This is a genomic window from Serratia sp. PAMC26656, from assembly GCF_016469055.2.
Lineage (GTDB): Bacteria > Pseudomonadota > Gammaproteobacteria > Enterobacterales > Enterobacteriaceae > Serratia > Serratia plymuthica.
In genome coordinates, this window is sequence record NZ_CP150486.1 from 2310078 (window position 1) to 2332634 (window position 22557).

The 22557-nt window shown below is 59.0% G+C and carries 21 protein-coding genes and 1 pseudogene; 11 read left to right on the plus strand and 11 right to left on the minus strand.

Annotated features, from left to right (window positions below; translation table 11 throughout):
- Positions 1-6: 6 nt before the first annotated feature.
- Positions 7-564, minus strand: a complete 558-nt coding sequence (gene puuR, locus JEM67_RS11905) for an HTH-type transcriptional regulator PuuR (RefSeq protein WP_006320460.1) — start codon at positions 562-564, stop codon at positions 7-9.
- Positions 561-1322, minus strand: coding sequence for a gamma-glutamyl-gamma-aminobutyrate hydrolase (puuD, locus tag JEM67_RS11910; protein WP_199638972.1), 762 nt, complete (start codon positions 1320-1322; stop codon positions 561-563). Before puuD ends, puuR begins: the two co-directional genes overlap by 4 nt.
- 239 nt (positions 1323-1561) lie before the next feature.
- Here puuD and JEM67_RS11915 point away from each other — a divergent pair, with 239 nt between their 5' ends.
- The 5 genes from JEM67_RS11915 (at position 1562) to JEM67_RS11935 (ending at position 7255) form a co-directional block, all read left to right on the plus strand.
- Positions 1562-2980 (plus strand): glutamine synthetase family protein, encoded by a 1419-nt coding sequence (locus JEM67_RS11915; RefSeq protein ID WP_013812562.1) that lies wholly within the window; start codon positions 1562-1564, stop codon positions 2978-2980.
- Between the two features lie 302 nt (positions 2981-3282).
- Positions 3283-4653: an APC family permease gene (locus JEM67_RS11920; RefSeq protein WP_199638974.1), complete on the plus strand. Its 1371-nt coding sequence runs from the start codon at positions 3283-3285 to the stop codon at positions 4651-4653.
- Positions 4654-4745: 92 nt separating this feature from the next.
- Entirely contained in the window at positions 4746-5639 is an 894-nt protein-coding gene (gene yddG, locus JEM67_RS11925) for an aromatic amino acid DMT transporter YddG (RefSeq protein WP_199638981.1), read from the plus strand.
- Between the two features lie 72 nt (positions 5640-5711).
- A complete protein-coding gene (locus JEM67_RS11930) occupies positions 5712-5984 on the plus strand; it encodes a hypothetical protein (RefSeq protein ID WP_013812566.1) in 273 nt (90 codons plus the stop codon).
- A 389-nt stretch (positions 5985-6373) separates the two neighbouring features.
- Positions 6374-7255: a nucleoside-specific channel-forming protein Tsx gene (locus JEM67_RS11935; protein WP_041416058.1), complete on the plus strand. Its 882-nt coding sequence runs from the start codon at positions 6374-6376 to the stop codon at positions 7253-7255.
- A gap of 53 nt (positions 7256-7308) precedes the next feature.
- Here JEM67_RS11935 and JEM67_RS11940 read toward each other — a convergent pair whose 3' ends face one another.
- Positions 7309-7488 carry a hypothetical protein gene (locus tag JEM67_RS11940; protein WP_006324851.1) on the minus strand — a complete coding sequence of 60 codons (180 nt, stop codon included), beginning with the start codon at positions 7486-7488 and terminating at the stop codon, positions 7309-7311.
- Between the two features lie 469 nt (positions 7489-7957).
- On the opposite strand from JEM67_RS11940, the gene JEM67_RS11945 reads away from it, so the two are divergent.
- Entirely contained in the window at positions 7958-8461 is a 504-nt protein-coding gene (locus JEM67_RS11945; RefSeq protein ID WP_013812568.1) for an anti-virulence regulator CigR family protein, read from the plus strand.
- Between the two features lie 129 nt (positions 8462-8590).
- Positions 8591-9121 carry a chorismate mutase gene (locus tag JEM67_RS11950; protein WP_199638983.1) on the plus strand — a complete coding sequence of 177 codons (531 nt, stop codon included), beginning with the start codon at positions 8591-8593 and terminating at the stop codon, positions 9119-9121.
- A 9-nt stretch (positions 9122-9130) separates the two neighbouring features.
- Here the strand turns inward: JEM67_RS11950 and JEM67_RS11955 are convergent, their stop codons facing one another.
- From JEM67_RS11955 to hutC, 4 genes are all read right to left on the minus strand, one after another.
- Positions 9131-10666: a serine hydrolase domain-containing protein gene (locus tag JEM67_RS11955; protein WP_199638985.1), complete on the minus strand. Its 1536-nt coding sequence runs from the start codon at positions 10664-10666 to the stop codon at positions 9131-9133.
- 325 nt (positions 10667-10991) lie between these two features.
- On the minus strand, positions 10992-11792 hold the full coding sequence (gene hutG / locus JEM67_RS11960) for an N-formylglutamate deformylase (protein ID WP_199638987.1): 801 nt from the start codon (positions 11790-11792) through the stop codon (positions 10992-10994).
- A complete protein-coding gene (gene hutI, locus JEM67_RS11965; protein WP_004943404.1) occupies positions 11789-13012 on the minus strand; it encodes an imidazolonepropionase in 1224 nt (407 codons plus the stop codon). Before hutI ends, hutG begins: the two co-directional genes overlap by 4 nt.
- Positions 13013-13172: 160 nt before the next feature.
- Positions 13173-13889 (minus strand): histidine utilization repressor, encoded by a 717-nt coding sequence (gene hutC / locus JEM67_RS11970; RefSeq protein ID WP_233527870.1) that lies wholly within the window; start codon positions 13887-13889, stop codon positions 13173-13175.
- A 215-nt stretch (positions 13890-14104) separates the two neighbouring features.
- Here hutC and JEM67_RS11975 point away from each other — a divergent pair, with 215 nt between their 5' ends.
- The 4 genes and pseudogenes from JEM67_RS11975 (at position 14105) to JEM67_RS11990 (ending at position 17429) form a co-directional block, all read left to right on the plus strand.
- A complete protein-coding gene (locus JEM67_RS11975) occupies positions 14105-15475 on the plus strand; it encodes a formimidoylglutamate deiminase (protein WP_199638991.1) in 1371 nt (456 codons plus the stop codon).
- The gene (locus tag JEM67_RS11980; RefSeq protein ID WP_199638993.1) at positions 15475-16038 is read left to right on the plus strand and encodes a HutD/Ves family protein; all 564 of its coding nucleotides are present in this window, start codon (positions 15475-15477) and stop codon (positions 16036-16038) included. The genes JEM67_RS11975 and JEM67_RS11980 overlap by 1 nt, the downstream gene beginning before the upstream one ends.
- Before the next feature lie 45 nt (positions 16039-16083).
- Positions 16084-16325, plus strand: a pseudogene (locus JEM67_RS11985) (ABC transporter substrate-binding protein); the annotation flags it as partial.
- A gap of 102 nt (positions 16326-16427) precedes the next feature.
- Positions 16428-17429, plus strand: a complete 1002-nt coding sequence (locus tag JEM67_RS11990) for a LacI family DNA-binding transcriptional regulator (RefSeq protein WP_199638995.1) — start codon at positions 16428-16430, stop codon at positions 17427-17429.
- Between the two features lie 49 nt (positions 17430-17478).
- Here JEM67_RS11990 and JEM67_RS11995 read toward each other — a convergent pair whose 3' ends face one another.
- From JEM67_RS11995 to JEM67_RS12010, 4 genes are all read right to left on the minus strand, one after another.
- Positions 17479-18921, minus strand: coding sequence for a glycoside hydrolase family 32 protein (locus tag JEM67_RS11995; protein WP_199638997.1), 1443 nt, complete (start codon positions 18919-18921; stop codon positions 17479-17481).
- Positions 18918-20177, minus strand: a complete 1260-nt coding sequence (locus JEM67_RS12000; protein WP_199638999.1) for an MFS transporter — start codon at positions 20175-20177, stop codon at positions 18918-18920. The genes JEM67_RS11995 and JEM67_RS12000 overlap by 4 nt, the downstream gene beginning before the upstream one ends.
- Positions 20178-20368: 191 nt before the next feature.
- Entirely contained in the window at positions 20369-21151 is a 783-nt protein-coding gene (locus JEM67_RS12005; RefSeq protein ID WP_013812584.1) for an SDR family NAD(P)-dependent oxidoreductase, read from the minus strand.
- Positions 21152-21211: 60 nt separating this feature from the next.
- On the minus strand, positions 21212-22546 hold the full coding sequence (locus JEM67_RS12010) for a hypothetical protein (RefSeq protein WP_199639001.1): 1335 nt from the start codon (positions 22544-22546) through the stop codon (positions 21212-21214).
- Between the last annotated feature and the right edge of the window lie 11 nt (positions 22547-22557).

The following is a 22557-nucleotide window of genomic DNA, read 5'->3' on the forward strand; positions in this document are numbered from 1 at the left end:
CGTTGATCAGAATGTCGTCGGGGTATGGGCGCTGATAATCCGGCAAATCCGCGCCGACGTGTTGCTGAAACTGTGGGGAATGCCGGTGTTGATGGCGTAGCTCTGGCCGGCCAACAGGTGATAGTTCTGCCCGTTGACCTGCAGCAGCACTTCGCCTTCCAGCAGGGTGCCGATCTCTTCCCCCTGATGTTTGATACGTTCGCCGGTAGTGGTGCCCGGCTCGTAGGTTTCGATCATCATCGCCAGCGTGCGGTTGGGGTCGCCGTTGTGGATCAGCTTCATCGACACCCCCTGGCTGCCAATCTCGATCAGGTCTTCATGATCGATGACAATCCGCGTTTCATCCGGTTTTTCCGGCTCGGCGAAAAATGCCGATAGCGACAATCCATACACCGTCAGCAGTTTTTGCAGTGTGCTGATGGCCGGGCTGACTTTGTCCTGTTCGATAGTGCTGATGGCGCTGTGGGTTAATCCAGACAGTTCGGCGGCGCGGCGCTGTGACAACCCTAGTTGCTGACGGATCTGCGACAGACGTTTCCCCGGTGCCAAGCTGACATCGCTCATAGGCGTTTTTCCTTTTGGTAGTGCCGGCAAGCGGTAATGAAGCCTTCAAACAACAGGCGCGACAGGGCGTACTCCTCACTGTTCCATTCCGGGTGCCATTGCACGCCCAGCGCGAAGGGCTGGTCACGCAGGCTGATCGCCTCCACCAGCCCATCGGCGGCATGGGCCTCGATGCGGACGTTGGGGCCGAGGGTTTTTGACCCTTGCCCGTGCAGTGAGTTGACCCAGAATCTGTTGCAATCCGGTATCAGTTGCGACAGCAGCCCGCCATCCTGAACGATGACTTCGTGGGCGGGGGCGTATTGTTGATCCAGCGGCAGCTCGTGATCTTCACGGTGTTCGAGCAGTTCGGGCAGTTCAAACAAACGACGATGCAGCGTGCCTTGGGTGGCAACCACCATTTCCTGCATGCCGCGGCAAATGGCGAAAAGGGGAATGTGCCTGTCGAGCGCATGGCGGATCAGCGCCAGGCTCAATTCATCTCGCCCGGGATCGGCGTCAGGCTCATCGCCGTTTTCACCATAAAGGTGCGGCTGCACGTTACTGGGGCTGCCGGGCAGCAAAATGCCATCGAGGTGCTGCAACAATTCTTCCAGCAGTGTGGGCTCCGCCAACGCGTGCGGCAGGGCGATCGGCAACCCTCCGGCGGTGATTACTGCATTCAGGTACTTTTCTTGCAAGGTCTGGGTGAGATGCTCGTTTAACCTATACCTGCACATCACTACGCCGACCATTGGTCTGTTAAATATATTGCCCATACTATCCCCTTGGGTTGTTCGAAATTATGAACGATAAACTTCTTTAGTGCCTTTTTCGTTCAATATTTTATAAATCTAGCAGTCAAATGGGCAATATTCAAACTCAAATTAACACTTGCAAAACAATTTTGTTGCAACTATGTTTCATTGGTGGGCATTATATTGAACGCGATGGTCAAAAAACATCGACGGCAATAAGTGTGAGAACCACTGACAAAAACATAAATGGCGGGTGAATCATGCAGACCAACATAGTAGAAGTGGAAAACTTTGTTCAGCACAACGAAGAAAGGCGAAGTAGCGCGTTCCAGCGTGAAGTGAAGAAGTACCTGGAACGTTATCCATTGACTCAGCACGTTGATGTTCTGCTGACCGATCTCAACGGCAGTTTTCGCGGCAAACGCATACCTGTCAGTGGCCTGAGCAAGCTGGAGAAAGGCTGTTACTTCCCGGCGTCGGTGTTTGCGATGGATATTCTCGGTAACGTAGTAGAAGAAGCCGGACTGGGGCAGGAACTGGGTGAGCCGGATCATATCTGTGTCCCTGTGCCGGGCACGCTGACGCCGTCGGCGGCGGATCCGCAATATATCGGCCAGGTACTGCTCACCATGCTGGATGAAGAGGGCACTCCCTTTGACGTTGAACCGCGTAATGTGCTGAACCGAGTGTGGCAGCGTTTGCGTCAGCGCGGGCTTTCCCCCGTAGTAGCGGTAGAGTTGGAGTTCTATCTCATCGATCGTCAACGCGACTCAGAGGGCTATCTTCAGCCGCCGTGTGCGCCGGGCACTCAGGAGCGCAATACCCAGAGTCAGGTGTATTCCGTCGACAACCTTAATCACTTTGCCGACGTGCTGAGCGACATCGACGAGCTGGCGCGTTTGCAAGGCATCCCGGCGGACGGCGCGGTGGCGGAAGCCTCACCCGGCCAGTTTGAGGTAAACCTGCATCATACCGATAACGTTCTGCAAGCCTGTGACCACGCGTTGGCGCTGAAGCGCCTGATCCGCATGGTGGCGGAAAATCACAACATGCACGCCACCTTTATGGCCAAGCCCTATGAAGAACACGCCGGCAGCGGCATGCACGTGCATATCAGCATGCTCGACAAACAGGGCAACAACGTATTAGCCGATGACGATGGCGAAGATTCCGCGCTGCTGAAGCAGGCGCTGGCGGGGATGATCGCCCTGATGCCTTCTTCTATTGCGCTGCTGGCACCCAACGTTAACGCCTATCGCCGCTTTCAGCCAGGCATGTACGTGCCGACCCAGGCTTCCTGGGGCCATAACAACCGTACCGTGGCGCTGCGCATCCCCTGCGGCGATCGCGACAATCACCGCGTGGAGTACCGCGTGGCCGGTGCCGATGCCAACCCTTATCTGGTGATGGCGACCATTCTGGCGGGTATTGTTTACGGGCTGGAAACGCCGTTGCCGCTGCAAGAGCCGGTGACCGGCAACGGATTGGAGCAGGAAGGACTGGCGTTCCCGATCCGCCAGAGCGATGCGCTGTACGAATTCGAGCATCAACCGGTGCTGAATGCGCTGCTCGGCGAAAGGTTCAGCCATGTTTACCTGGCCTGTAAAACGGATGAGATGGTGCAGTTTGAGCGCCTGATCACCGAAACCGAAATCGAGTGGATGCTGAAAAACGCCTGACCCCGCTCCCGAACTTACCGCGCGCGTCTGGCGCATTCCGCCGGCTATCCTGTGGCCTGCGAAGCTGCGCGCAGCGGTACAGCATTTCTTCCATCTGGGCGTACAGGACGCCGGCGAGGAAATAATCATGACAGCCATTACCCTTCCGTCAGTCAGCGCGGACGCGTGTCCGTGCCGCAGTGAATACGGGCCATCCGCAGGCCTCCGCTATCGCTTTTCCCGCCGCCCGAGCAGCAGTTTCCCCGCGGCCTCTCTGAATGACGTTAAACGGTTACCAGCAGAGGACAACGAGGGGAAGCGCTATGACGATTAATGCCACTGACTGTAATCCGGCGGCCAAGCCGCAGCTGCGCAAGACCCTTAAACTGTGGCAGGTGGTGATGATGGGCCTGGCGTATCTGACGCCGATGACGGTGTTCGATACCTTCGGCATCGTGTCCGGCGTCACCGACGGCCATGTGCCTTCTTCCTACCTGTTTGCACTGGTCGGGGTACTGTTTACCGCCATCAGCTACGGTAAGCTGGTACGCCAGTTTCCGACCGCCGGCTCTGCTTACACCTACGCGCAGAAAGCGATCAACCCGCACGTCGGTTTTTTGGTCGGCTGGTCCTCGCTGCTGGATTACCTGTTCCTGCCGATGATCAACACGTTGTTGGCGAAGATTTACCTGACCGCGCTGTTCCCCGAAGTCCCTCCCTGGATTTGGGTGGTAGGATTTGTGATCATCATGACGGCCATTAACCTGAAAAGCGTCAATCTGGTGGCCAATTTCAATACGTTGTTCGTACTGGCCCAGGTGGCGATTATTCTGGTGTTCATCTACCTGGTGGTGCACGGCCTGCGCAACGGCGAAGGGGTAGGAAGGGTATGGAGTTTGCAGCCGTTCATCAGTGAGAACGCGCATCTGTTGCCGATTATCACCGGCGCTACCATCCTGTGCTTCTCGTTCCTCGGTTTTGATGCGGTCACCACCCTGTGTGAAGAAACGCCCAATGCCGCCAAGGTGATCCCGCGCGCAATTTTCCTGACCGCGCTGTACGGCGGGGTGATCTTTATCAGCGTGTCGTTCTTTATCCAGCTGTTTTTCCCTTCCATTCAGCGTTTTCATCAGCCGGATGCGGCGTTGCCGGAAATCGCGCTGTACGTGGGCGGCAAGCTGTTCCAGGCCATCTTCCTGTGCACCACCTTCATCAACACGCTGGCTTCCGGTCTGGCTTCGCATGCCAGCGTTTCACGGCTGCTGTATGTGATGGGGCGCGATAACGTGTTCCCGGAAAAGTTCTTCGGCTATATCCACCCGAAATGGCGCACGCCGGCATTGAACGTACTGATGGTCGGGCTGGTGGCGCTGTCCGCGCTGTCTTTTGATCTGGTCACCGCCACGGCGCTGATCAACTTCGGCGCGTTGGTGGCCTTTACCTTCGTTAATCTGTCGGTTATCAGCCATTTCTTTATTCGCGAGGGGCGCAACAAAAGCTGGAAGGACCGTTTCAACTACCTGATCCTGCCGCTGATTGGCGCGTTGACGGTGGCGGTGCTGTGGTTGAACCTGGAAAAAAGTTCGCTGACCATGGGGCTGATCTGGGCGGCGCTGGGCTTTGCTTATCTGGTGTACCTCACCCGGCGTTTTCGCCAACCACCGCCGCAGTTTGAGCGGCAGCCGCAGCAATAACGACATCAGGCGGGTTTTTCCCGCCTTTCTTTTTCTGCCGCCCGGCAGTAGAGTGAAAATCCCGATAAAAAATAACCCATTGGATCGTCTTCATGTTTTCTTTACCCACCCAGCATAAAGCCACGCTGTTCGGTTTATTGGCGATCCTGCTGTGGAGCAGCGTCGTTGGTCTGATCCGCAGCGTCAGCGAAGGGCTGGGGCCGATTGGCGGTGCGGCGATGATCTACAGCGTCAGCGCGCTGTTTTTGCTGCTGGTGCTGCGTTTGCCGAATTTGCGCCATTTTCCCCGTCTTTATCTGATCCTCGGCAGCCTGCTGTTTGTCAGCTATGAGATCTGCCTGTCGCTGTCTCTGGGTTATGCCAATACCCGGCTGCAGGCGATAGAAGTGGGGATGATCAACTATCTCTGGCCCTGTTTTACCGTGCTGATGGCGCTGGTGTTCAACGGGCAAAAAGCCAAATGGTGGCTGTTGCCTGGCTTGCTGTTGTCGCTGTTCGGTATTGGCTGGATCATGAGCGGCGAGGGCGGATGGTCGCCGGCGCAGATGCTGGAGAATGTGCGCAGTAACCCGCTGAGTTATTCGCTGGCTTTCAGCGGCGCAGTGATTTGGGCGCTGTATTGCAATCTGACCAAAAAAATTGCGCAGGGCAGCAACGGCGTGGTGCTGTTTATTGCGCTGACCGCCGTGGCGCTGTGGCTGAAATATGCCTTCAGCGACGAAAGCGGCATGCAGTTCACCTGGCCGGTGACCCTGACGCTGCTGTGTGCCGGCGCGGCGATGGGGGCCGGTTACGCGGCGTGGAACGTCGGTATTTTGCACGGCAACATGACACTGCTGGCGACGGTATCCTATTTTACGCCGGTGCTGTCGGCGGTATTTGCCGCGCTGGTGCTCGATACTTCGCTAACGGTCAGTTTCTGGCAGGGCGTAGTGATGGTCGCGTTCGGCTCGCTGATCTGCTGGCAGGCAACCCGAGGAAAGTAACGGAAATTTTCAGTCGACCCTGGGATAGTGGGCTAGAATTTAACTATTGATTGTGCCTGAAGGAACATAAAAATGAGAGACGATATCCAATTCATTCAGCAGCCAGTGATTGACGATGAAAACTATATGCGCGGTGATACTGTGCGTCTGACCACCGCTAATTTGCGTCATGAATACCAGCTTGATGTCGGCATTCTGCGCCGGGAAGGCAAGTTGATTTTCGGTTCCGTGGTTGCCGCTGCGCCGAAGGTGGACATTCCCCCTAAAGAGTGGGAGGTGGCTCCGGGGCAGGAAGTGGTTTTCCGCCAGGAAAATATTGCCAAAGCGGTGCCGGGCGTGCGTTGAGTTTTCCACGACCATCAGACCCATTTTCCACTCATCTCTTTTCTTCAGCCGGCCATTTTTGAGCCGGCTTTTTTTGGCCTGAAAATGCCATCCGCACTCATTTTGGGTGTCGCGCATAATTGGCACAAAAACTGCTTTATAAATCACCGAGCATGACAAAAATCACATCGATCGTGAATTTGCATGAAACATAATTTGACAAATGTGAACGCAATCGATTACCTATTCGCGAAATGCATAACTGGATCACAGATTATTACACTCAGTGATTTCTATAATGCGCGCGTCGCCCGAGAAGTTTGTCAGCGGGGCAACGCCAGGTGTCGTCAGACTCATTGTCATCTTTTCTAACGGGCAGGAAATGGCCCTTTAAGCATGTGGTAATAAAAATGAAAAAAATAGCTCTAGCAGCAGGTGTATTGCTCGCCGCGTCTTACAGTGCATCATCAATGGCTGATAGCAAAGACAGCGAATTCGTCTCGGATTGGTGGCACCAGAGCGTTAACGTGGTGGGGAGCTACCACACCCGTTTCGGACCTCAGTTGAACAACGATGTGTATCTTGAGTATGAAGCCTTCGCCAAAAAAGATTGGTTCGATTTCTATGGCTACGTCGACGTGCCTAAATTCTTCGGTGTCGGCAACACGCCGGATCGCGGGATTTGGGACAAGGGCTCACCGATGTTTATGGAGATCGAGCCGCGCTTCTCCATCGACAAGCTGACCGGCACCAATCTGGGCTTTGGCCCGTTCAAAGAATGGTACTTCGCCAACAACTACATCTATGATCTGGGCCACAACGCCGATGGCCGTCAGAATACCTGGTACATGGGCCTGGGTACGGACATCGATACCGGCCTGCCGATGAGCCTGTCGATGAACATCTATGCCAAATACCAATGGGAAAACTACCAGGCTGCCAATGAGAACAGCTGGGACGGTTACCGTTTCAAGGTGAAATATTTTGTGCCGTTGACCCAGCTGTGGGGCGGTAATTTGAGCTACATCGGTTTCACCAACTTTGACTTCGGTTCCGATCTGGGCAAAGACAGCAACTGGACCGACGGTACAGGCAAACAGGTACGCACCAGCAACTCGATCGCGTCCAGCCACATTCTGGCGCTGAACTACGATCACTGGCACTACTCGTTCGTGGCCCGTTACTTCCATAACGGTGGCCAGTGGCAGGACGGCGCGGAGATCGGTACGCCGCAGGGCCCAATTAAATCTACAGGCTGGGGTTACTACCTCGTGGCCGGTTATAACTTCTGATTTTCCGTGGTATCAGAAACAGAAAACCCCGCGTTGCGGGGTTTTTTTTGTCATCACTGAGCTTGTTCACCGGGTAAATGTCTCACCGGCATAAATAATCGTCCTTTGATTACATGGCATTCATTATCGATCCAATGGATGATTTGTTCACGGCTCACGCCTTCGGATTGCGCGTAGCGGTGAAGATCGCCATTAAAGTGCTGAGTGATGTATTCCATGAGGGTCATTTGCATGTCTTTTGCTCCTGAACGCCCACCCGTTGCCAACTGGCCACCGTGGGAGGTTGAGGTTTCTCAGACGCTGAATTTAAAGTATTGGCTACCAAATCTCAACATAAAGCACCGGGTTGGTGCGACAGGCGTCAAATTTAGCAGAAAAAAGAATCCCGCACGGAGAGGCGGGAAGCATTCAGTTTATCATTCTGGACGATAAAATAAGATTTGAGGTGCGACGAAAAAGAGCAGACTAACTCTTTTTGTTACCTTTCCAAGGTACTGGAAGACTTATTTTGCCGCAAGAAAAATCTTGTCGCCAAATTCGGTTTTTTCGAATAGTTTTGCGCAGGAATAATCTTTCATCACTTTCCTTACGCTTGCCAGCCCGCCTGCCTTGTCAGGGTTCCTTATCTCGGATTTTTCCTCATCCTTTATGGGGGGAATTAACGCTATAGTTAATGCAATACCCCAAGCAGGAAGTCATAACATGAACAAACGTCGTACTACTCTCACGGCGCTGGCGTTGATCGTATCGTTGGGCCTGTCCTCTGCGCCGGCGTTCGCCGATAAGGGCGGCAATGGTCACGGCAATGGTAATGGTGGCGGTCACGGTAATAGTCAGGGCAACGGTAATGGTCACGGCAATGGCAATAGCGGTGATCACGGCAAGGGCAATAAAGACAACGGCTACAAAGCCAAAGGTGACGAACGCGATCTGGTGTCGGTGAATATCTCTCACGACCGGGTGCGTTCGCTGGCGCTGAATTACGGTCTGACCGGCTATCGTTCTCTGCCGCCGGGCATTGCCAAGAACCTGGCACGCGGCAAACCATTGCCTCCAGGCATCGCCAAGAAAATGGTGCCGTCTTCAATGCTGCGCGACCTGCCGTCCTATCCGGGTTACGAATGGCGGATTGCCGGTAACGATCTGGTGCTGGTGGCGCTGAGCACCGCCATTGTGGCCTCGGTGATTAACGGCGTGTTTGACTAACGCCGGCCTCTTCGGCTCAAAGCCTCGCTTCGGCGGGGCTTTTTTCTTTCCGAGGGAGAGTTGCCTGAGCGGCGGCGATTGTGATGAACTCTGTTTTCTTTATTTTGGGCAAACAAAAAGGAAAGGGTTATGTTCAGAGCGTTATTGTTCGTCTGCTGTCTGGCCAGTTCTTCAGCGCTGGCGGCCGACGGGGCGCAGCTTGGCGAATTGGTCAACCAGCGTCTGGCCTATATGAAAGACGTCGCCGGTTACAAAGCGCAGCAGCATTTGCCGATCGAGGATCTGGCGCAAGAAACCAAGGTGCTGGCGAGCACAGAAGCGGAGGCGGGCAGGTTAGGGTTGGCGCCGCGCTCGGTGCGACCGTTTATTGTAGCGCAGATGGACGCCGCCAAGGCGATTCAGTACCGCTATCGCGCAGACTGGCTGGCGACGCCGGAAAGCGGTTGGCAACCGCGCCCGCTGAACAGCGTGCGGCCGCAAATCGCCGAGTTGAGCAATCGCATTCTGCAACGGCTGGCGCAGCAATTAAAGGCCGGGCCGTTGACGGAACAGGCTCGCGGCGCTTTTGTCAGCGCCATTCGTCAGCCTAATCTCAGCGATGCCGACAAGCAGCGGTTGTTCACCGCCTTGCTGGCGGTCAGGGCCGACAAGGCGGGCTGAGCGGCGTCGCTAATCTCGGCCGGCGCTGCTGCGCTGAAAGGTCAGCACCCGGCTGCGGTTGGCGATCAAATCCACGCTGTAGCCGCGAAAGTATAAACAAAAGCGTTTTAGCCACGGGCCGTCGTGGCTTTCCACCAGCATACGGCCGTTGCTGAGTGAGCTGACGGTGCCGCTCTGCGTCGCCGGACCCACGCCGATGTGTATTTGATTGCCGCAAATCTCGAAGGCGGTGCGGTACTGCGGGTGATACCAGAAACCCTGAACATGTTTCAGGCAGTCGCCGTTGGGCGTTACCGGCAGAAAGCTGCGCGCCACGTGGCCCACTTCGCCTTCAACCGCTTCACCGGTCCATTTCAGCCGCATTGGCATATGGGCAGAAAGCGACACCGCGTAGCCGTCGTCGGCCTGATACAGCGGCTCGCCGGTCCCCAAATAGGTCACATTGCCGTCCTCTACCTCCAGCCAGTAAGGTTCGGCCACCGTAGCGTAAATGCCGTCGGGAATGGCGGTGCTGCGCTGCGGTAACGCCTCATCGAGCAGGGCGGCCATCACCTGTAGCGCCATGCCAAAGCTGTCGCAATCCTCGCGGTTGGCCACCAGCGCTACCCCAGCCTGCCGATCGGGTGCCAGCAGGAAATAGCTTTTGTAACCGGCGTGTGAGCCGCCGTGGCCCAGCAGCCTATAGGTACCGAGCGGGGTTTGCGCCAGCCCCAGACCGTAAGCGCTGAGCTGGCCCTGATTGAGCCGCCGTGGGGCGCTGAGCTGCGCCAACACGCCGTGGCCCGGGCCTTCATCCGCCAGCAGCGTTTGTAGCCAGCAAGTGAGGGCATTGGCGCTGCCGGTCAGGCTGCCGGAAGCGGACAGATGCAGGCCGGCGCTGGCCAGTTGCCAACCTTGCGCGGAACGCCAGTAACCGGGTGCCAGCCCAGGCACCACGTCAAACCAGCTTTCGGGCGCCCGCAGCTGAACCTGCAGCGGTTGGGCAATATGCTGTTGCACCAGTTGATCGAAATCGTAGCCTTTGGCTTTCAGCGCCGCCTCAACCAGCCGGTATCCGGTATTGGTGTAGGCGACTTCGCTGCCGGCCGGATAATTGAGTTCACGCAGGCCCTGAAGGAACTGCATCACCGGCTGCGCATCGCTGCGGGTATGCACCGAGATGCCGAGCAGCCCCAGCGTTTCACGCACGTCGGGCAGTCCGCTGGTCATGTCCAGCGCCTGGCCGACGGTCACGTCCGCCAGCGGAGCATGCAGTTCAGGCAGTAAATCGCCGAGGCGATCGCGTAAATTGAGGGCGTTGCCGGTGGCGTTCAGCGCCAGCGCGGCGAAAATATGTTTGGTGACTGAGGCGTAGCGCACCACGCTGTCGGCGGTAAAGGGGGTGTTTTGCGCCAGATCGGCCAGGCCGGCGCTGGCGGTCGCCCGTATCTGCCCGGCGTCGAACAGGGTTATTGCCCCGCCGGGTTCGCCATCGGTGCGCCAATTCGCCAACAGCCGATCGGCAACGGCCTGTGCGGCACGCCAGTTTAACGGGGTTTCAGACATGGTAGCCTCCAGAGTAGGTCATCAATTTGGGCCTTGCGCCGTGCACCCGGATCCCATAGCCGCCTGGGGCGCCGGGATAGGGGGGGGACGGGAGTTTATACCCAGGTAATCGCCGGGCTTTTCGGCAGAGTGTGGCGTACTGCGCGATCCCTATGCCGCTGTTTTGTGCGTTGTCCGACCAGGTACAAGGGTTTTCACTCAAACTGCGATGCAGTGCGCAAATTGAAGCCAGGGAAGGAAAGGAGGCATGATTTATGCCGCAAAATCAGGAGGGGAAGTGACGCCGGGGCAAGACAAGCGGCCCCGGCTTGGCATAGACGGTGGGTTAATGCGGTTGCCCGCAGGACAGCAGACTGTCGATCATTTGCTTCAGCAGGCGTTGCAAAGTGGCCGCACGCTGCGGCTCGAAGGCAAAGGGATACTGTTCGGACATGTAGTTCACCTGCGCCAGCTCCAGTTGAATCGCATGCTGCTGTTGCTGCGGCTGACCATAAGCACGGGTGATGTACCCGCCTTTAAAGCGGCCGTTAAGCACATGCGTGAACTGCTGTTGCTGTTCGCAGCAGGCCACCAGGCGATCGCTCAGCGCCTGGGCGCAGCTTTCGCCGCCGTTGGTGCCCAAGTTGAGATCCGGCAACTTGCCGTCGAACAATCGTGGGATCACCGAGGCGATGGAGTGCGCATCGAACAGCAATGCGTAGCCGTGTTTGGCTTTCAGTCGCGTCAGTTCATCCTGCAATTGCTGGTGGTAGGGCTGCCAGATTTGCTGTAAATAACAGGCACGCTCTTCGTCCGACGGCGCTTTACCCGGCAAAAAGCTCGGGCGGCCGTCAAACAGCACGTCAGGGTACAGACCGGTGGTGGCGGTGGCGTACAGCGGCTTATCGTCCGCCGGGCGGTTCAGATCGATGACAAAACGCGAGTAGTTGCCGACCAGCACGCTGGCACCCATAGTGCGGGCAAACTCATACAGCTGCGGGATATGCCAGTCGGTATCGGGCAGTGGCCGCGCCTCTTCGGTCAAACCGGCTTCGACTGCCGGCGTCAATCGGGTGCCGGCATGGGGAATGCTGATCAGCAGCGGCAGGCTGCCGGCCTGGAAATCATAGGGATCGCGAATGGTCATTGACGTACTTCTCCTCGGAAAATCACCGTACAGGGCAGTTGTCCGCCCAACCAGTAAGCCAGTTCAGCCGGCCGGGAAAGCGGCCAGTGTACAAAATCCGCCACCTTGCCGGTTTCCAGCGTGCCGTGGCTGTCCTGCAGGCCCAGCGCTTTGGCCGCGTGAACCGTTACGCCCGCCAGCGCTTCTTCCGGCGTCAGGCGGAACAGCGTGCAGGCCATGTTGATCATCAGACGCAGCGACAGCGCCGGGGAGGTGCCTGGGTTGGCGTCGCTGGCGATCGCCATTGCCACCCGGTGCTTGCGGAACAGATCCACCGGCGGGCACTGGGTTTCGCGCAGCAGGTAATAAGCGCCGGGCAGCAGCACCGCAACGGTGCCGGCATCGCCCATCGCCCGGGCATCTTGCTCGGTGGCATATTCCAGGTGATCGGCGGAGAGCGCATGGTGATGCGCCGCCAACTCGCTGCCGCCGAGGGCGGAAAGCTGTTCGGCGTGCAGCTTCACGGGCAGGCCGGCGGCTTCGGCGGCGGCGAACACCCGCTCAACCTGCGCCGGTGAGAACGCCAGATGCTCGCAGAAGGCGTCGACCGCATCCGCCAGCCCGGCGGCGGCGGCCTGAGGAATAATGGTGTTGCACACCAGATCGATATAATCGTCGGCGCGATTGGCGTATTCCGGCGGCAGCGCGTGGGCCGCCAGGCAGGTGGTTTTCACCTCTACCGGCAGCATGTCGCCAAGTCGGCGCGCCACGCGCAGCATTTTCAGTTCGCTTTCCGGCGTCAGCCCGTAACCGGACTTGATCTCCACGCAGGTTACACCTTCCGCCAATAGCGGCCGTAAACGGAACAGAGCTTGCTCGAGCAGCGCCTCTTCGTCGGCGTCGCGGGTGGCTTTGACCGTGGAAATGATGCCGCCGCCCTGGGCTGCGATCTCGGCATAACTCACGCCGTTCAGGCGCTGTTCGAATTCGCCGCTGCGGTTGCCGCCGAACACCAGATGGGTATGGCAGTCGACAAAGCCCGGCGTGATGATGCCGCCGTCGAATTTCACCCTTTCATCGGCGATCAGCCCCGCAGGCAGCGCGGCATATTCGCCCACCCAGACGATTTTGCCTGCGCGCACGGCGATCGCGCCATCGCTGAGGGTGTGATACTTGCCGTCGCGCATGGTGACGATGTCGGCCCCGTGCCACAGGCTGTCGCAGTGAATCTCAGACGTCATTGCTTTCCTCCGCCGGAGCCTTGGCTCCCACATGGTTGTATATACAATTAAAAACAACCTAGCGCATTCACCGGTTTGTCACAAGAGGCGGGGTAAAAATTTGTTATCGGGATGTGATCGCGGAAGGAGGGCGGGCGCAAAGGCTGCACCCGCAGAGGAATTAAACGTCGCTGGTGAAACGGCCGAACAGCTGATAGCGGCTACCGGGATACAGCAGGCGCGCCGAGGTGACGACGTTTTTGCCGGACCAGGTGCGGCGGTGAATCAACAGACCAGGTTCGTGATCTTCCAGTTGCAGCAGATCGCGCTCATGGCGGGTGGGTACTACCGCTTCCACGATGTGCTCGCCGGCGGTCAGCGGGGCGGCTTGCGTCAGGTAGGTATACGGCGTCACGCGGTCGAAATCCTGCTTCATGTAATCGGGCGCCACTACCGGATTGACGCAGCGGTCTTCCACCTGCACCGGCAGGTCGTTTTCGTAATGCACGATCTGCGAATAGAACAGCTGCTGGCCGGGTTGAATACCCAGCGCGAGCGCTTCTTCTTCGCTGGCCGGGCGCGCTTTCAGCTGCAGGATCTTGCTGCTGTGGCGATGGCCGCGTGCGGCGATTTCGTCGGCGATGTTATGCACTTCCAGCAGCGCGGTATGCGCTTTGGCCTCGGCGACGAAGGTGCCGACGCCTTGCATGCGGATCAGAAAACCTTCGCTGGTCAGCTCGCGCAGCGCGCGGTTGATGGTCATGCGGCTGACGCCCAGTTCCGCCACCAGTTCACTTTCAGAGGGCACGCGCTGGTGCGGCAGCCAGTGGCCCGCACGGATTTGGTTTACGATCGCCTGCTTGACCCGTTGGTAGATCGGGGCGGGGGTATCGCTCATTGCAGCAGCCAGTTGTAACAGGGTCTGTTGATCCACCACGACGTTAACCTCGTCAAATAAAAAAATAATAACACCAGTTTACTGTTGATGTCGGCGTATGTATATGTATATACAACTAAGGGCCGGTTCGCCATAGCAATGCGATGGGCCTGTGCATTTTCGGATGCGTGATCCTCGCGCGTTATTAGCCGTTACATTAACAGTGGAATACTGCCATGCCTGCTTATTTTGCCTCACGCGCTCTGCTCCCTGAGGGGTGGGCGCATAACGTCCGTCTGGACGTCGATGCGCACGGTCACCTGGCTCAGGTGATTGCCGATTCAGATCCCGAAGGTTGCATTCGCTTGCACGGCGATGTGGTGCCGGGCATGCCGAACCTGCATTCCCACGCCTTTCAGCGTGCGATGGCCGGGCTGGCAGAGGTCGCGGGCAACCCGCAGGACAGTTTCTGGACCTGGCGCGATCTGATGTATCGCCTGGTACAGCGACTGACCCCGGAGCAGGTGGAAGTTATCGCCCGACAACTGTATATCGAAATGCTGAAGGGGGGATATACCCAGGTTGCCGAGTTCCACTATCTGCATCATGGCGCCGACGGCAATCCTTACGCCGATCGCGGCGAAATGACCGGTCGGCTCAGCCTGGCGGCGCAGCAGGCCGGGATCGGCATGACCTTGCTGCCGGTGCTGTACAGCTACGCCGGTTTTGGCGCTCAGCCCGCCCAGCCGGGGCAGAAACGTTTTATTCAGGATGCAGACAGCTACCTGCAACAGCAGCAGGTGATTGCCCGCCAGGTGGCGGACCAACCGCTGCAAAATCAAGGTCTGTGCTTCCATTCCTTGCGTGCGGTGGAACTGAGCCAGATGCAGCAAATCCTGGCGGCGTCGGACAGCGCCTTGCCGGTGCATATTCATATCGCCGAACAGCAAAAAGAGGTCAATGATTGCCTGGCCTGGAGCAGTCAACGCCCTGTGGCCTGGCTCTATGAGCACATGCCGGTGGACTCGCGTTGGTGCCTGGTGCACGCCACCCATCTCGATCGCGCAGAGCTGGAGCAATTGGCGCGCAGCCAGGCGGTGGCCGGCCTGTGCCTGACCACCGAGGCCAACCTGGGCGATGGCATTTTCCCCGGTGACGCCTATCTGCACCGTCAGGGGCGTTGGGGCATAGGTTCCGACAGCCACGTGTCGCTCAACGTAGTGGAAGAACTGCGCTGGTTCGAATACGGCCAGCGACTGCGCGATCAGCGCCGCAACCGCCTGACCACGCCACAACAACCGGCGGTGGCGGACGTGTTGTACCAGCAGGCATTGCAGGGCGGTGCGCAGGCCTGCGGCGCGCCAATCGGCCGTTTGCAGAGCGGCTACCGCGCCGACTGGCTGGTACTGGATGGCGACGATCCTTATCTGGCCGCAGCACCCGATGCCTCGATCCTCAACCGCTGGCTGTTCGCCGGTGGCAAAGAGCAAATCCGCGACGTTTTCGTCAGCGGTCGTCAGGTGATCGAACAGGGGCGTCACGCGTTGCAACAGCAAAGCAGTGCGGAATTCCTGCAAGTACTGAAAACTTTCCAGCAGGAGGCGTGATGGGCCTGACCCGTTTTGATTTTGATTCCCTGCCGGTGACGCCCTGGCGCAACGGCGGCGGCGAAACCCGTGAGATAGCCTGCTGGCCGGCGGGTGCACAAGATTTTGACTGGCGCGCCAGCATTGCCACCATCGCGCAGGACGGCCCATTTTCGGCATTTGACGGCATCGACCGCTCGATTACTCTGCTGGAGGGCGACGGCGTGCATTTGTTCAGCGCCGGGCACATCGATCACCGATTGTCGCAGGTTGGCGAGCCGTTCGCCTTTTCCGGCGACGTGGCGTTGAACGCCACGCTGCTGGGCGGCGCCAGCCAGGATTTCAACATCATGACCCGGCGCGGGCGCTGGGCGGCCAATGTGCAGCGTATTACCGCCGGCGTGGCATTGCCGGCTGGCCACGCCGGTGTGCTGTATGTGTTGCACGGAACCTGGTCATTGGCGGGCGGCGTCACGCTGTCGGCGCGTCAGGGCGGCTGGTGGTCGGCCGAACGTCACGACGGGCAGTTGACGCCGCTGGCGAAAGGCAGCCTGGCCCTGTGGGCTGATATTCACCCGGTTTAATCCGCTCACCCGGCAGGCGGTGCCCTTGCTCCAATGAGGTGCGCCGCCTGGCACGCCAACGGTGTGCCAATCACTCAAATCGTGCAGTTGGATAAGTTCTACGGGGCCGACGGGCAGGCGGTGTACAACGGCATCAGCAGCGTGGCAGAGCTGAAGGGCAAAACGGTGGGTGTCGATGCGCCCGGCACCCATCTTATTTTGCGCTGGCGTGGATCCTGGACAAAAACCACGTGACGCTGAAAGACGTCAAGCCGGCCACCTTGTTACCGCAGGCGGCGGCGCGAGCTATGCCGCGGGCACATGATCTGGCAGGCTGAGTGTGCAAGGGGTAGAGTCCGGCGTTAAGTTATGGGATTATTTGGTTTTCTATCCTACACAGAGAAGGGCGCATGGCCTCGCTGAAAGACGTTGCAAAACTTGCCGGGGTGTCGCTGATGACAGTTTCCCGCGCCATCAACGAGCCAGGCAAACTGCGGCCAGACACCTACCAGCGCGTCAAGCTGGCGATTGACCAACTGGATTACGTGCCCGATCTCTCGGCGCGGCGCATTCGCGGCGACAGCAACCGGGTGCAGACGCTCGGCGTGCTGGCGCTGGACACCGCCACCACGCCGTTCTCGGTGGAAATGATCCTGTCGATCGAAAAGACCGCGCGCGAACACGGCTGGAACAGTTTTGTCGTCAACCTGTTCGCCGACGACAGCGCCGAACACACTATAGACTTGCTGCTGGCGCACCGGCCGGATGGGGTGATTTTCACCACCATGGGGCTGCGACAGGTCACCGTGCCGCCCAAGTTACTGGATAAAAAGCTGGTGCTGGCCAACTGCGTCAGCCAGGGAAATAGTGTTGCCAGCTACATTCCGGATGACGAACAGGGCCAGTACGACGCCATACGCGCGCTGATCGCCAAAGGCTACCGTGCGCCGCTTTGCATTCATCTGCCGGAAAATACGCTGGCAGCCGGGCTGCGCCGTCGCGGGCTGGAGCGCGCCTGGTGTGACGCGGGCGGTGATGTAGACCAACTCAAGCAATATCACCTTGATTTGAGCGACGGCGATGAGCGCTACCGCGATTGCGTGGCCTTGCTGGAACGGCATTTCGCACCGGGACGGCGCGATTGCGATGTAGTGGTGTGCGGCAACGATCGGGTGGCGTTTATGGTGTATCAGGTGCTGTTGGCGCAGGGCTGGCAGATCCCGCAGCAGGTGGGGGTGCTGGGCTATGACAACATGGTCGGCATCGGTCAACTGTTCCTGCCGCCCTTGACCACGGTGCAACTGCCGCATTACGAACTGGGTCGTCAGGCGGCGCTGCATCTGATTAACCAGTTGGATCACTGCGAGACGGTGAAGGTTGCTTGCCCGCTGTTGCTGCGCGAGTCGATGTGATCAAACAGGGCACGACAAACGTGCCCTGCCAGTCAGGCGCCGAGGGCTATCAGGCCCAGATGCTTTTCAGTTCCCACCCCTGTACCGCGCCAAACTGCGCCTGGCCGCTTTCGGCAAACAGGCTCACGCCGCGCTGGCCATCGGTCGGGTAGATGCGGCTGGTCAGGCAGGCAACGCCCTGATTGACGAACACTTCCAGCGATGAACGGTCTATAAACACGCTCAGCGACAGCGTGTCGCCCGCCGGCAGCGGCACGCTGCGGCAACCGCACAGACCCGGTTCCTCGCTGAAACGCTCCAACACCAGCCTGTGGGCCTGGTTGTCCACGTACAGCCGCGCGGCGTTGCCAATGGCGATACCGTAGCGTTCGGCATCGCTGGCGACCAGACCCAGCGACAGCGTCAGCTCTTGCACGTTCTCCGCCAGAAGCTGGCGTTGGTTGCGCAGTTGCGCTGCGGCAAACGTCTGCGGTATGCCGCGCAGCGCCGCCAACTCCCGCGCCGGGTTCATCAGCACATCGCCTTCGGCATTCAGCGTCAGTTCGCGGGGCAGGGTAAGCGCGCCGGCCCAACCGTGCGCCTTGCTCGGCATCGGCGATTCCCACATGTCCATCCAGGCGAACAGCAGGCGGCGACCGTCGGCGGCGGTAAAGGTTTGCGGCGCATAGAAATCATGCCCGGCGTCCAGTTCGCAGAAAGGTTGAGTGACGTTGAAATCAGCGCCCGGCTGCCAGTGACCGAGCAAATAGCCGCTCTGGAAGCGGTTACGGTGGCGGTAGCCCTGCGCCGCCAGCCCCTGCGGCGAGAACAGCAGCACCTGTTTTTCGCCGAGAGGGAAGAAATCCGGGCACTCCCACATATAGCCCTGATGCAGCGTCTGCGCGCCGTCCAGCACGCGGTCAAACTGCCAGTCACGCAGATCTTTTGAACGATAAAGCCGTGCCTGCCCGAGGCCGTTTTGTTTGGCGCCGACCACCATCCACCAGCCGTCATTCTCGCGCCAGACCTTGGGATCGCGGAAATGCTGAATGCCTTCCGGCGGCGCCAACACCGGCCCGTGCTTGACGAAATGTACGCCGTCCTCGCTGGTGGCCAGGCACTGTACCTCGCGCACCTGATCGTCATCGCCCACTTTGTCCAGCCAGACGTGGCCGGTGTAGATCAGCGTCAGCACGCCGTTATCGTCCACTGCGCAGCCGGAGAAACAGCCGTCTTTGTCGTAGTCGTCGCCGGGCGCCAGGGCTATCGGCTGGTGCTGCCAGTGCGCCAGATCCCGGCTGATGGCGTGGCCCCAGTGCATCGGTCCCCAGTTTTCGTCGTAGGGGTGGTGTTGATAGAACGCATGATAAACGCCGTTAATGTACACCAGCCCATTGGGATCGTTGATCCAGCCGGCGGCAGGCGCCAGATGAAACTGCGGGTAGTAATCGTCTTGACGCTGTGCGCGCAGGGTTTCGACCGCATGGTCGGCTTGAGCTAAGGCATTGTTCATTGGATTGGCTCACTTGATTTTATCGTGGATTGAAATTGAGGTGCGCGGGCGGGAGTCTCGCCGCGCAGCAGGAAGCAGGAAACCAGCGTGGTACCGGCGACGGCGCAGCCCATCAGCAAATAGGTGTCGGCAAAGCCGATGCGGTCGTAGCCGAGACCGGCCAGCGGCGCCAGAATGCCGGCGACGATCTGGCTGATAAACTGGAAGCCCACCAGGTACAGCGTGGAGGACAGGCGGCTGTCAAAGCGGGTGGTGATGTATTTGAACATGGCTACCAGCAGAATCGGCAGCTCCACGGCATGCAGAAGTTTCATGGCGGAAATCATCAGCGCGCCGTTGGCGAGGCCGGAGCCGAACATGCGAAACGCCATCACGCTGCTGGCCAGCAGCAGGCTTTGCTTGATGCCGATGCGGTTGACCAGCAGCGGCGCCAGGAACATGCCGCCGGCTTCCAGAAACACTTGCAGCGAGTTAAGGAAACCGTACATGCGGTTGCCTTCCTCGTGGGTCGCGAACTGCGAAGCGAAGTACACCGGGAACTGCTGGTCGAAGACGCCGTAGATGCTGGTGCCGAGCACGAACACCACCAACGCCCAGAACCCCGGCAGGCGCAGCAACGCCAGGGCGTCCTGCAACTTCAGGTTTTCCGGTTTGCCGTATTCCAGCCCGGCCATGGCATTGGGTTTCAGCTCTCGCACCTGCCACAGCAACAGCAGGAATACCGCCGCCGAGGCCGAGGCAATCCAGAAATTGATGTTCGGGTTGATGTTATAGATAAAGCCGGCAAAGAAGGTGGCGCTGGCCCAGCCCAGCGAGCCCCACATACGCGCCCGGCCGAACTCGAAACCGACGATGCGGCTGACGCGCTCGGTATAGGATTCCAGCGCGCCAATGCCGGCGTTGAACGCCAGGCTGACGAACAGGCCGCCAACCAGTGCGCCGGCCACCAGATTGGTTTGCAGCAGCGGGGCGTAAACATAGATAAAGAACGGCCCGGTGAGCAACAGCAGCACGCCGACAAACAGCAGCAGATGCTTACGCAGCCCGAGTTTGTCCTGAATAAACCCGTACAGCGGTTGCACGCACAGCGCCATGATCGACATGGCCGAGAAGATCAGGCCGGTTTCGGTGCCTTTCAGGCCGATTTTCTGGTTTAGCCAGATGGAGATCAGTGAGAAGCTGGCCGACCAGGTAAAGAAGAAGAAAAACAACAGGCCGCTTAGAAGTACATAATATTTTTTTGTTTCGCGGTTCATGTGAGATGCCCTGATGGATGATGTCAGCCTTATTGTTAACGTTAACCTTTCGCCAAATAAAGCCACCAACGTCAGGGATTGCGATGTTAATCACAAAAGTTAACGTTAACATATTTGCGTTGTGATCGTCATCACTGGATGGATGCAAGGCGCTGGAGAGTGGGCGGGATATCGCCCACGCCTGCGTTTATTCAGATGCTGGCCAGATAGCCGCCGTCGACATACAGGATCTGGCCGGTGATGTAGGCCGCCGCCGGGCCGGCGAGGAAAATGGCCGCACCGGTAAGGTCGCTCAGCTTGCCAAAACGGCCTAGCGGAATTTTATCCTGCATGGACTCGCGCCAACCGTTGTCCTGGTAAAACACCTCGGTCATCGCGGTCTGAAAATAGCCTGGCCCGATGCCGTTGACCCGGATCCCGTAGGTAGCCCATTCGCTGGCCAGCGCACGCGTCATGCCGGCCAGCCCGGATTTTGACGCGCCGTAGGCGGTAGCCCCCGGCACGCCGACTTCGCTGGTCAATGAGCACAGGTTGATGATGCTGCCGCTGCCCTGTTTGACCATCAGGCGCGCCGCCGCCTGCGCGCAGAAGAAAGCGCCTTTCAGGTTGGTGCCGACGATGCTGTCCCACAGCGTTTCATCCACCTCCAGCGACGGGCACAAGCGTTCGATACCGGCGTTGTTGATCAGGATATCCAGCGGTTTGCCCGCCAGCGTGGCAAAGGCGGTTTCAATCGACGCCGGATCCTGGACATCCAACAGCAGCATTTCCGGGTGTTCTCCCCAATTATTCAGCTGTTGTACCACCTCTTGCAGCGCGGCGCGTTGTCGCCCGGCGACGATCACCTGCGCACCGGCCTGCGCCAGCCCGATCGCCAGCGCCTGACCAATCCCTCGCGTAGCGCCGGTGATCAGTGCACGCTTGCCGAGCAATGAAAAGGGGGCCAGGCCCGGCGGCAAATGGGTGTTTTGCATAAATTCTCCTCAGGGAACCACCAGGGTTTCAACACGTCTGTGCCCTAAAACGCGCGGCTTTCATACTTTACCGCCGAACTGCGGATCTATGGCGGTGAACCAGCGGCTGGCAACGTCCTTACCGTCGACGGGTTCGCTGCCCAGCATCATGGCGATGGCGAAGCCCAGCGCCGAGCTTTCCGGCGTATGGTCGCTGCCGCCACCGGCGCGGAGATCGAGCACCAGCGTCGGGCAGCAGAACAGCGCCAGCCGCATCAGCCGCCGCCAGTTATGCGGCAGCCAGCCGCGCGCCGTCAGTTCGCTGAGCAATGGCCGCCAGTACAGCGCGCCTTTGTCTTGCAGGAAGGCGGCGCGCAATGGCGTCAATTGCCAGTCATGCTCGACGATCAGCCGTTGCCCCTCCAGCCGGGCAGCCACCCGGTAATGCGTCGCGCAGCGCTGCGGTTCGTACAACCAGAATGGGTGAGCGAAAATATTGTGGAAAGTCGCTTTGATCTCCGCCAGCAGCGCCGGGATATTGCGCCCGGCGAAGGCTGGATCGAAGCTGACCAACTGCGGCGGCGGGCGATCGGTTTCGTACCATACGTTGGCGTTGTGCGCATCGCCGTGGGCGATCACCACGCCGTGCTGCGCCAGTTCGGCCGGAGCCAACAGTTCACCGGCCTGCAACAGCAGTTCACCCAGCGTATGGCGATAGCGCACGCCGTTGATTTCCCACTGGAGGTCTTGCAATTGCGCCCAGCTCAACGCTTGCTGCGCCAGTTGGAAGGTTTTACCTACGTAGAACTGCGCCACCCGGCCGCCCAATCCCGGTGTGGCGCCAGGGCTGACCAACCGGTGATGAAACAGCTGGTGGATCGGCTCGCGCGCTACCGCCGCAGACTGGCCGATTTTTAGCGTTAGCAGCGTCATCCGCAGGATCTCGGCATCGGCGCGGTGCTGTGCATCGACCACCGGGGCCATCAGCGGCCAGCTCTGTTGCAGTTCAATCTCGCGGCACACGTCGGCCAGCCGCCGATCGTGGCGCAACCGGTACAGCAGGATCTGCCGCCCCGGCTCACCGCTGGCATACAGCGGCACGTCGACGCGGAAACCGTTATTGCGCAACAGCTCGGCGTTGTAATACTCCTCGATGGTGTGGTCTTCACCTTCCTCGTGGTGATATTTAAAGAACAGGCCGCGGCCGTCGGCCAATTGCAACTGGCCGTTCAGCGAGTTCAGGCTGTACTGATCGCGGTTGATGGTCAACTCGCCCACCGCCACCCCGGTGATCTCCAGCACCAGTTGGCGCAGTTTGTCTGCCGCCTGCTGCCATTCGCCGGCGTGGGTCAGCGCTCTGGCCTGCGCCGCCAAGGGTTCGCCCCGGGCGGTGCGGGGAATAGGATTATCGGTCATCGTAACCTCAC

Bases quoted from the DNA above. Each gene is read 5' to 3' on its own strand.
- puuR (WP_006320460.1), bottom strand. From the start codon at position 564: ATGAGCGATGTCAGCTTGGCACCGGGGAAACGTCTGTCGCAGATCCGT.
- puuD (WP_199638972.1), bottom strand. From the start codon at position 1,322: ATGGGCAATATATTTAACAGACCAATGGTCGGCGTAGTGATGTGCAGG.
- JEM67_RS11915 (WP_013812562.1), top strand. From the start codon at position 1,562: ATGCAGACCAACATAGTAGAAGTGGAAAACTTTGTTCAGCACAACGAA.
- JEM67_RS11920 (WP_199638974.1), top strand. From the start codon at position 3,283: ATGACGATTAATGCCACTGACTGTAATCCGGCGGCCAAGCCGCAGCTG.
- yddG (WP_199638981.1), top strand. From the start codon at position 4,746: ATGTTTTCTTTACCCACCCAGCATAAAGCCACGCTGTTCGGTTTATTG.
- JEM67_RS11930 (WP_013812566.1), top strand. From the start codon at position 5,712: ATGAGAGACGATATCCAATTCATTCAGCAGCCAGTGATTGACGATGAA.
- JEM67_RS11935 (WP_041416058.1), top strand. From the start codon at position 6,374: ATGAAAAAAATAGCTCTAGCAGCAGGTGTATTGCTCGCCGCGTCTTAC.
- JEM67_RS11940 (WP_006324851.1), bottom strand. From the start codon at position 7,488: ATGCAAATGACCCTCATGGAATACATCACTCAGCACTTTAATGGCGAT.
- JEM67_RS11945 (WP_013812568.1), top strand. From the start codon at position 7,958: ATGAACAAACGTCGTACTACTCTCACGGCGCTGGCGTTGATCGTATCG.
- JEM67_RS11950 (WP_199638983.1), top strand. From the start codon at position 8,591: ATGTTCAGAGCGTTATTGTTCGTCTGCTGTCTGGCCAGTTCTTCAGCG.
- JEM67_RS11955 (WP_199638985.1), bottom strand. From the start codon at position 10,666: ATGTCTGAAACCCCGTTAAACTGGCGTGCCGCACAGGCCGTTGCCGAT.
- hutG (WP_199638987.1), bottom strand. From the start codon at position 11,792: ATGACCATTCGCGATCCCTATGATTTCCAGGCCGGCAGCCTGCCGCTG.
- hutI (WP_004943404.1), bottom strand. From the start codon at position 13,012: ATGACGTCTGAGATTCACTGCGACAGCCTGTGGCACGGGGCCGACATC.
- hutC (WP_233527870.1), bottom strand. From the start codon at position 13,889: ATGAGCGATACCCCCGCCCCGATCTACCAACGGGTCAAGCAGGCGATC.
- JEM67_RS11975 (WP_199638991.1), top strand. From the start codon at position 14,105: ATGCCTGCTTATTTTGCCTCACGCGCTCTGCTCCCTGAGGGGTGGGCG.
- JEM67_RS11980 (WP_199638993.1), top strand. From the start codon at position 15,475: ATGGGCCTGACCCGTTTTGATTTTGATTCCCTGCCGGTGACGCCCTGG.
- JEM67_RS11990 (WP_199638995.1), top strand. From the start codon at position 16,428: ATGGCCTCGCTGAAAGACGTTGCAAAACTTGCCGGGGTGTCGCTGATG.
- JEM67_RS11995 (WP_199638997.1), bottom strand. From the start codon at position 18,921: ATGAACAATGCCTTAGCTCAAGCCGACCATGCGGTCGAAACCCTGCGC.
- JEM67_RS12000 (WP_199638999.1), bottom strand. From the start codon at position 20,177: ATGAACCGCGAAACAAAAAAATATTATGTACTTCTAAGCGGCCTGTTG.
- JEM67_RS12005 (WP_013812584.1), bottom strand. From the start codon at position 21,151: ATGCAAAACACCCATTTGCCGCCGGGCCTGGCCCCCTTTTCATTGCTC.
- JEM67_RS12010 (WP_199639001.1), bottom strand. From the start codon at position 22,546: ATGACCGATAATCCTATTCCCCGCACCGCCCGGGGCGAACCCTTGGCG.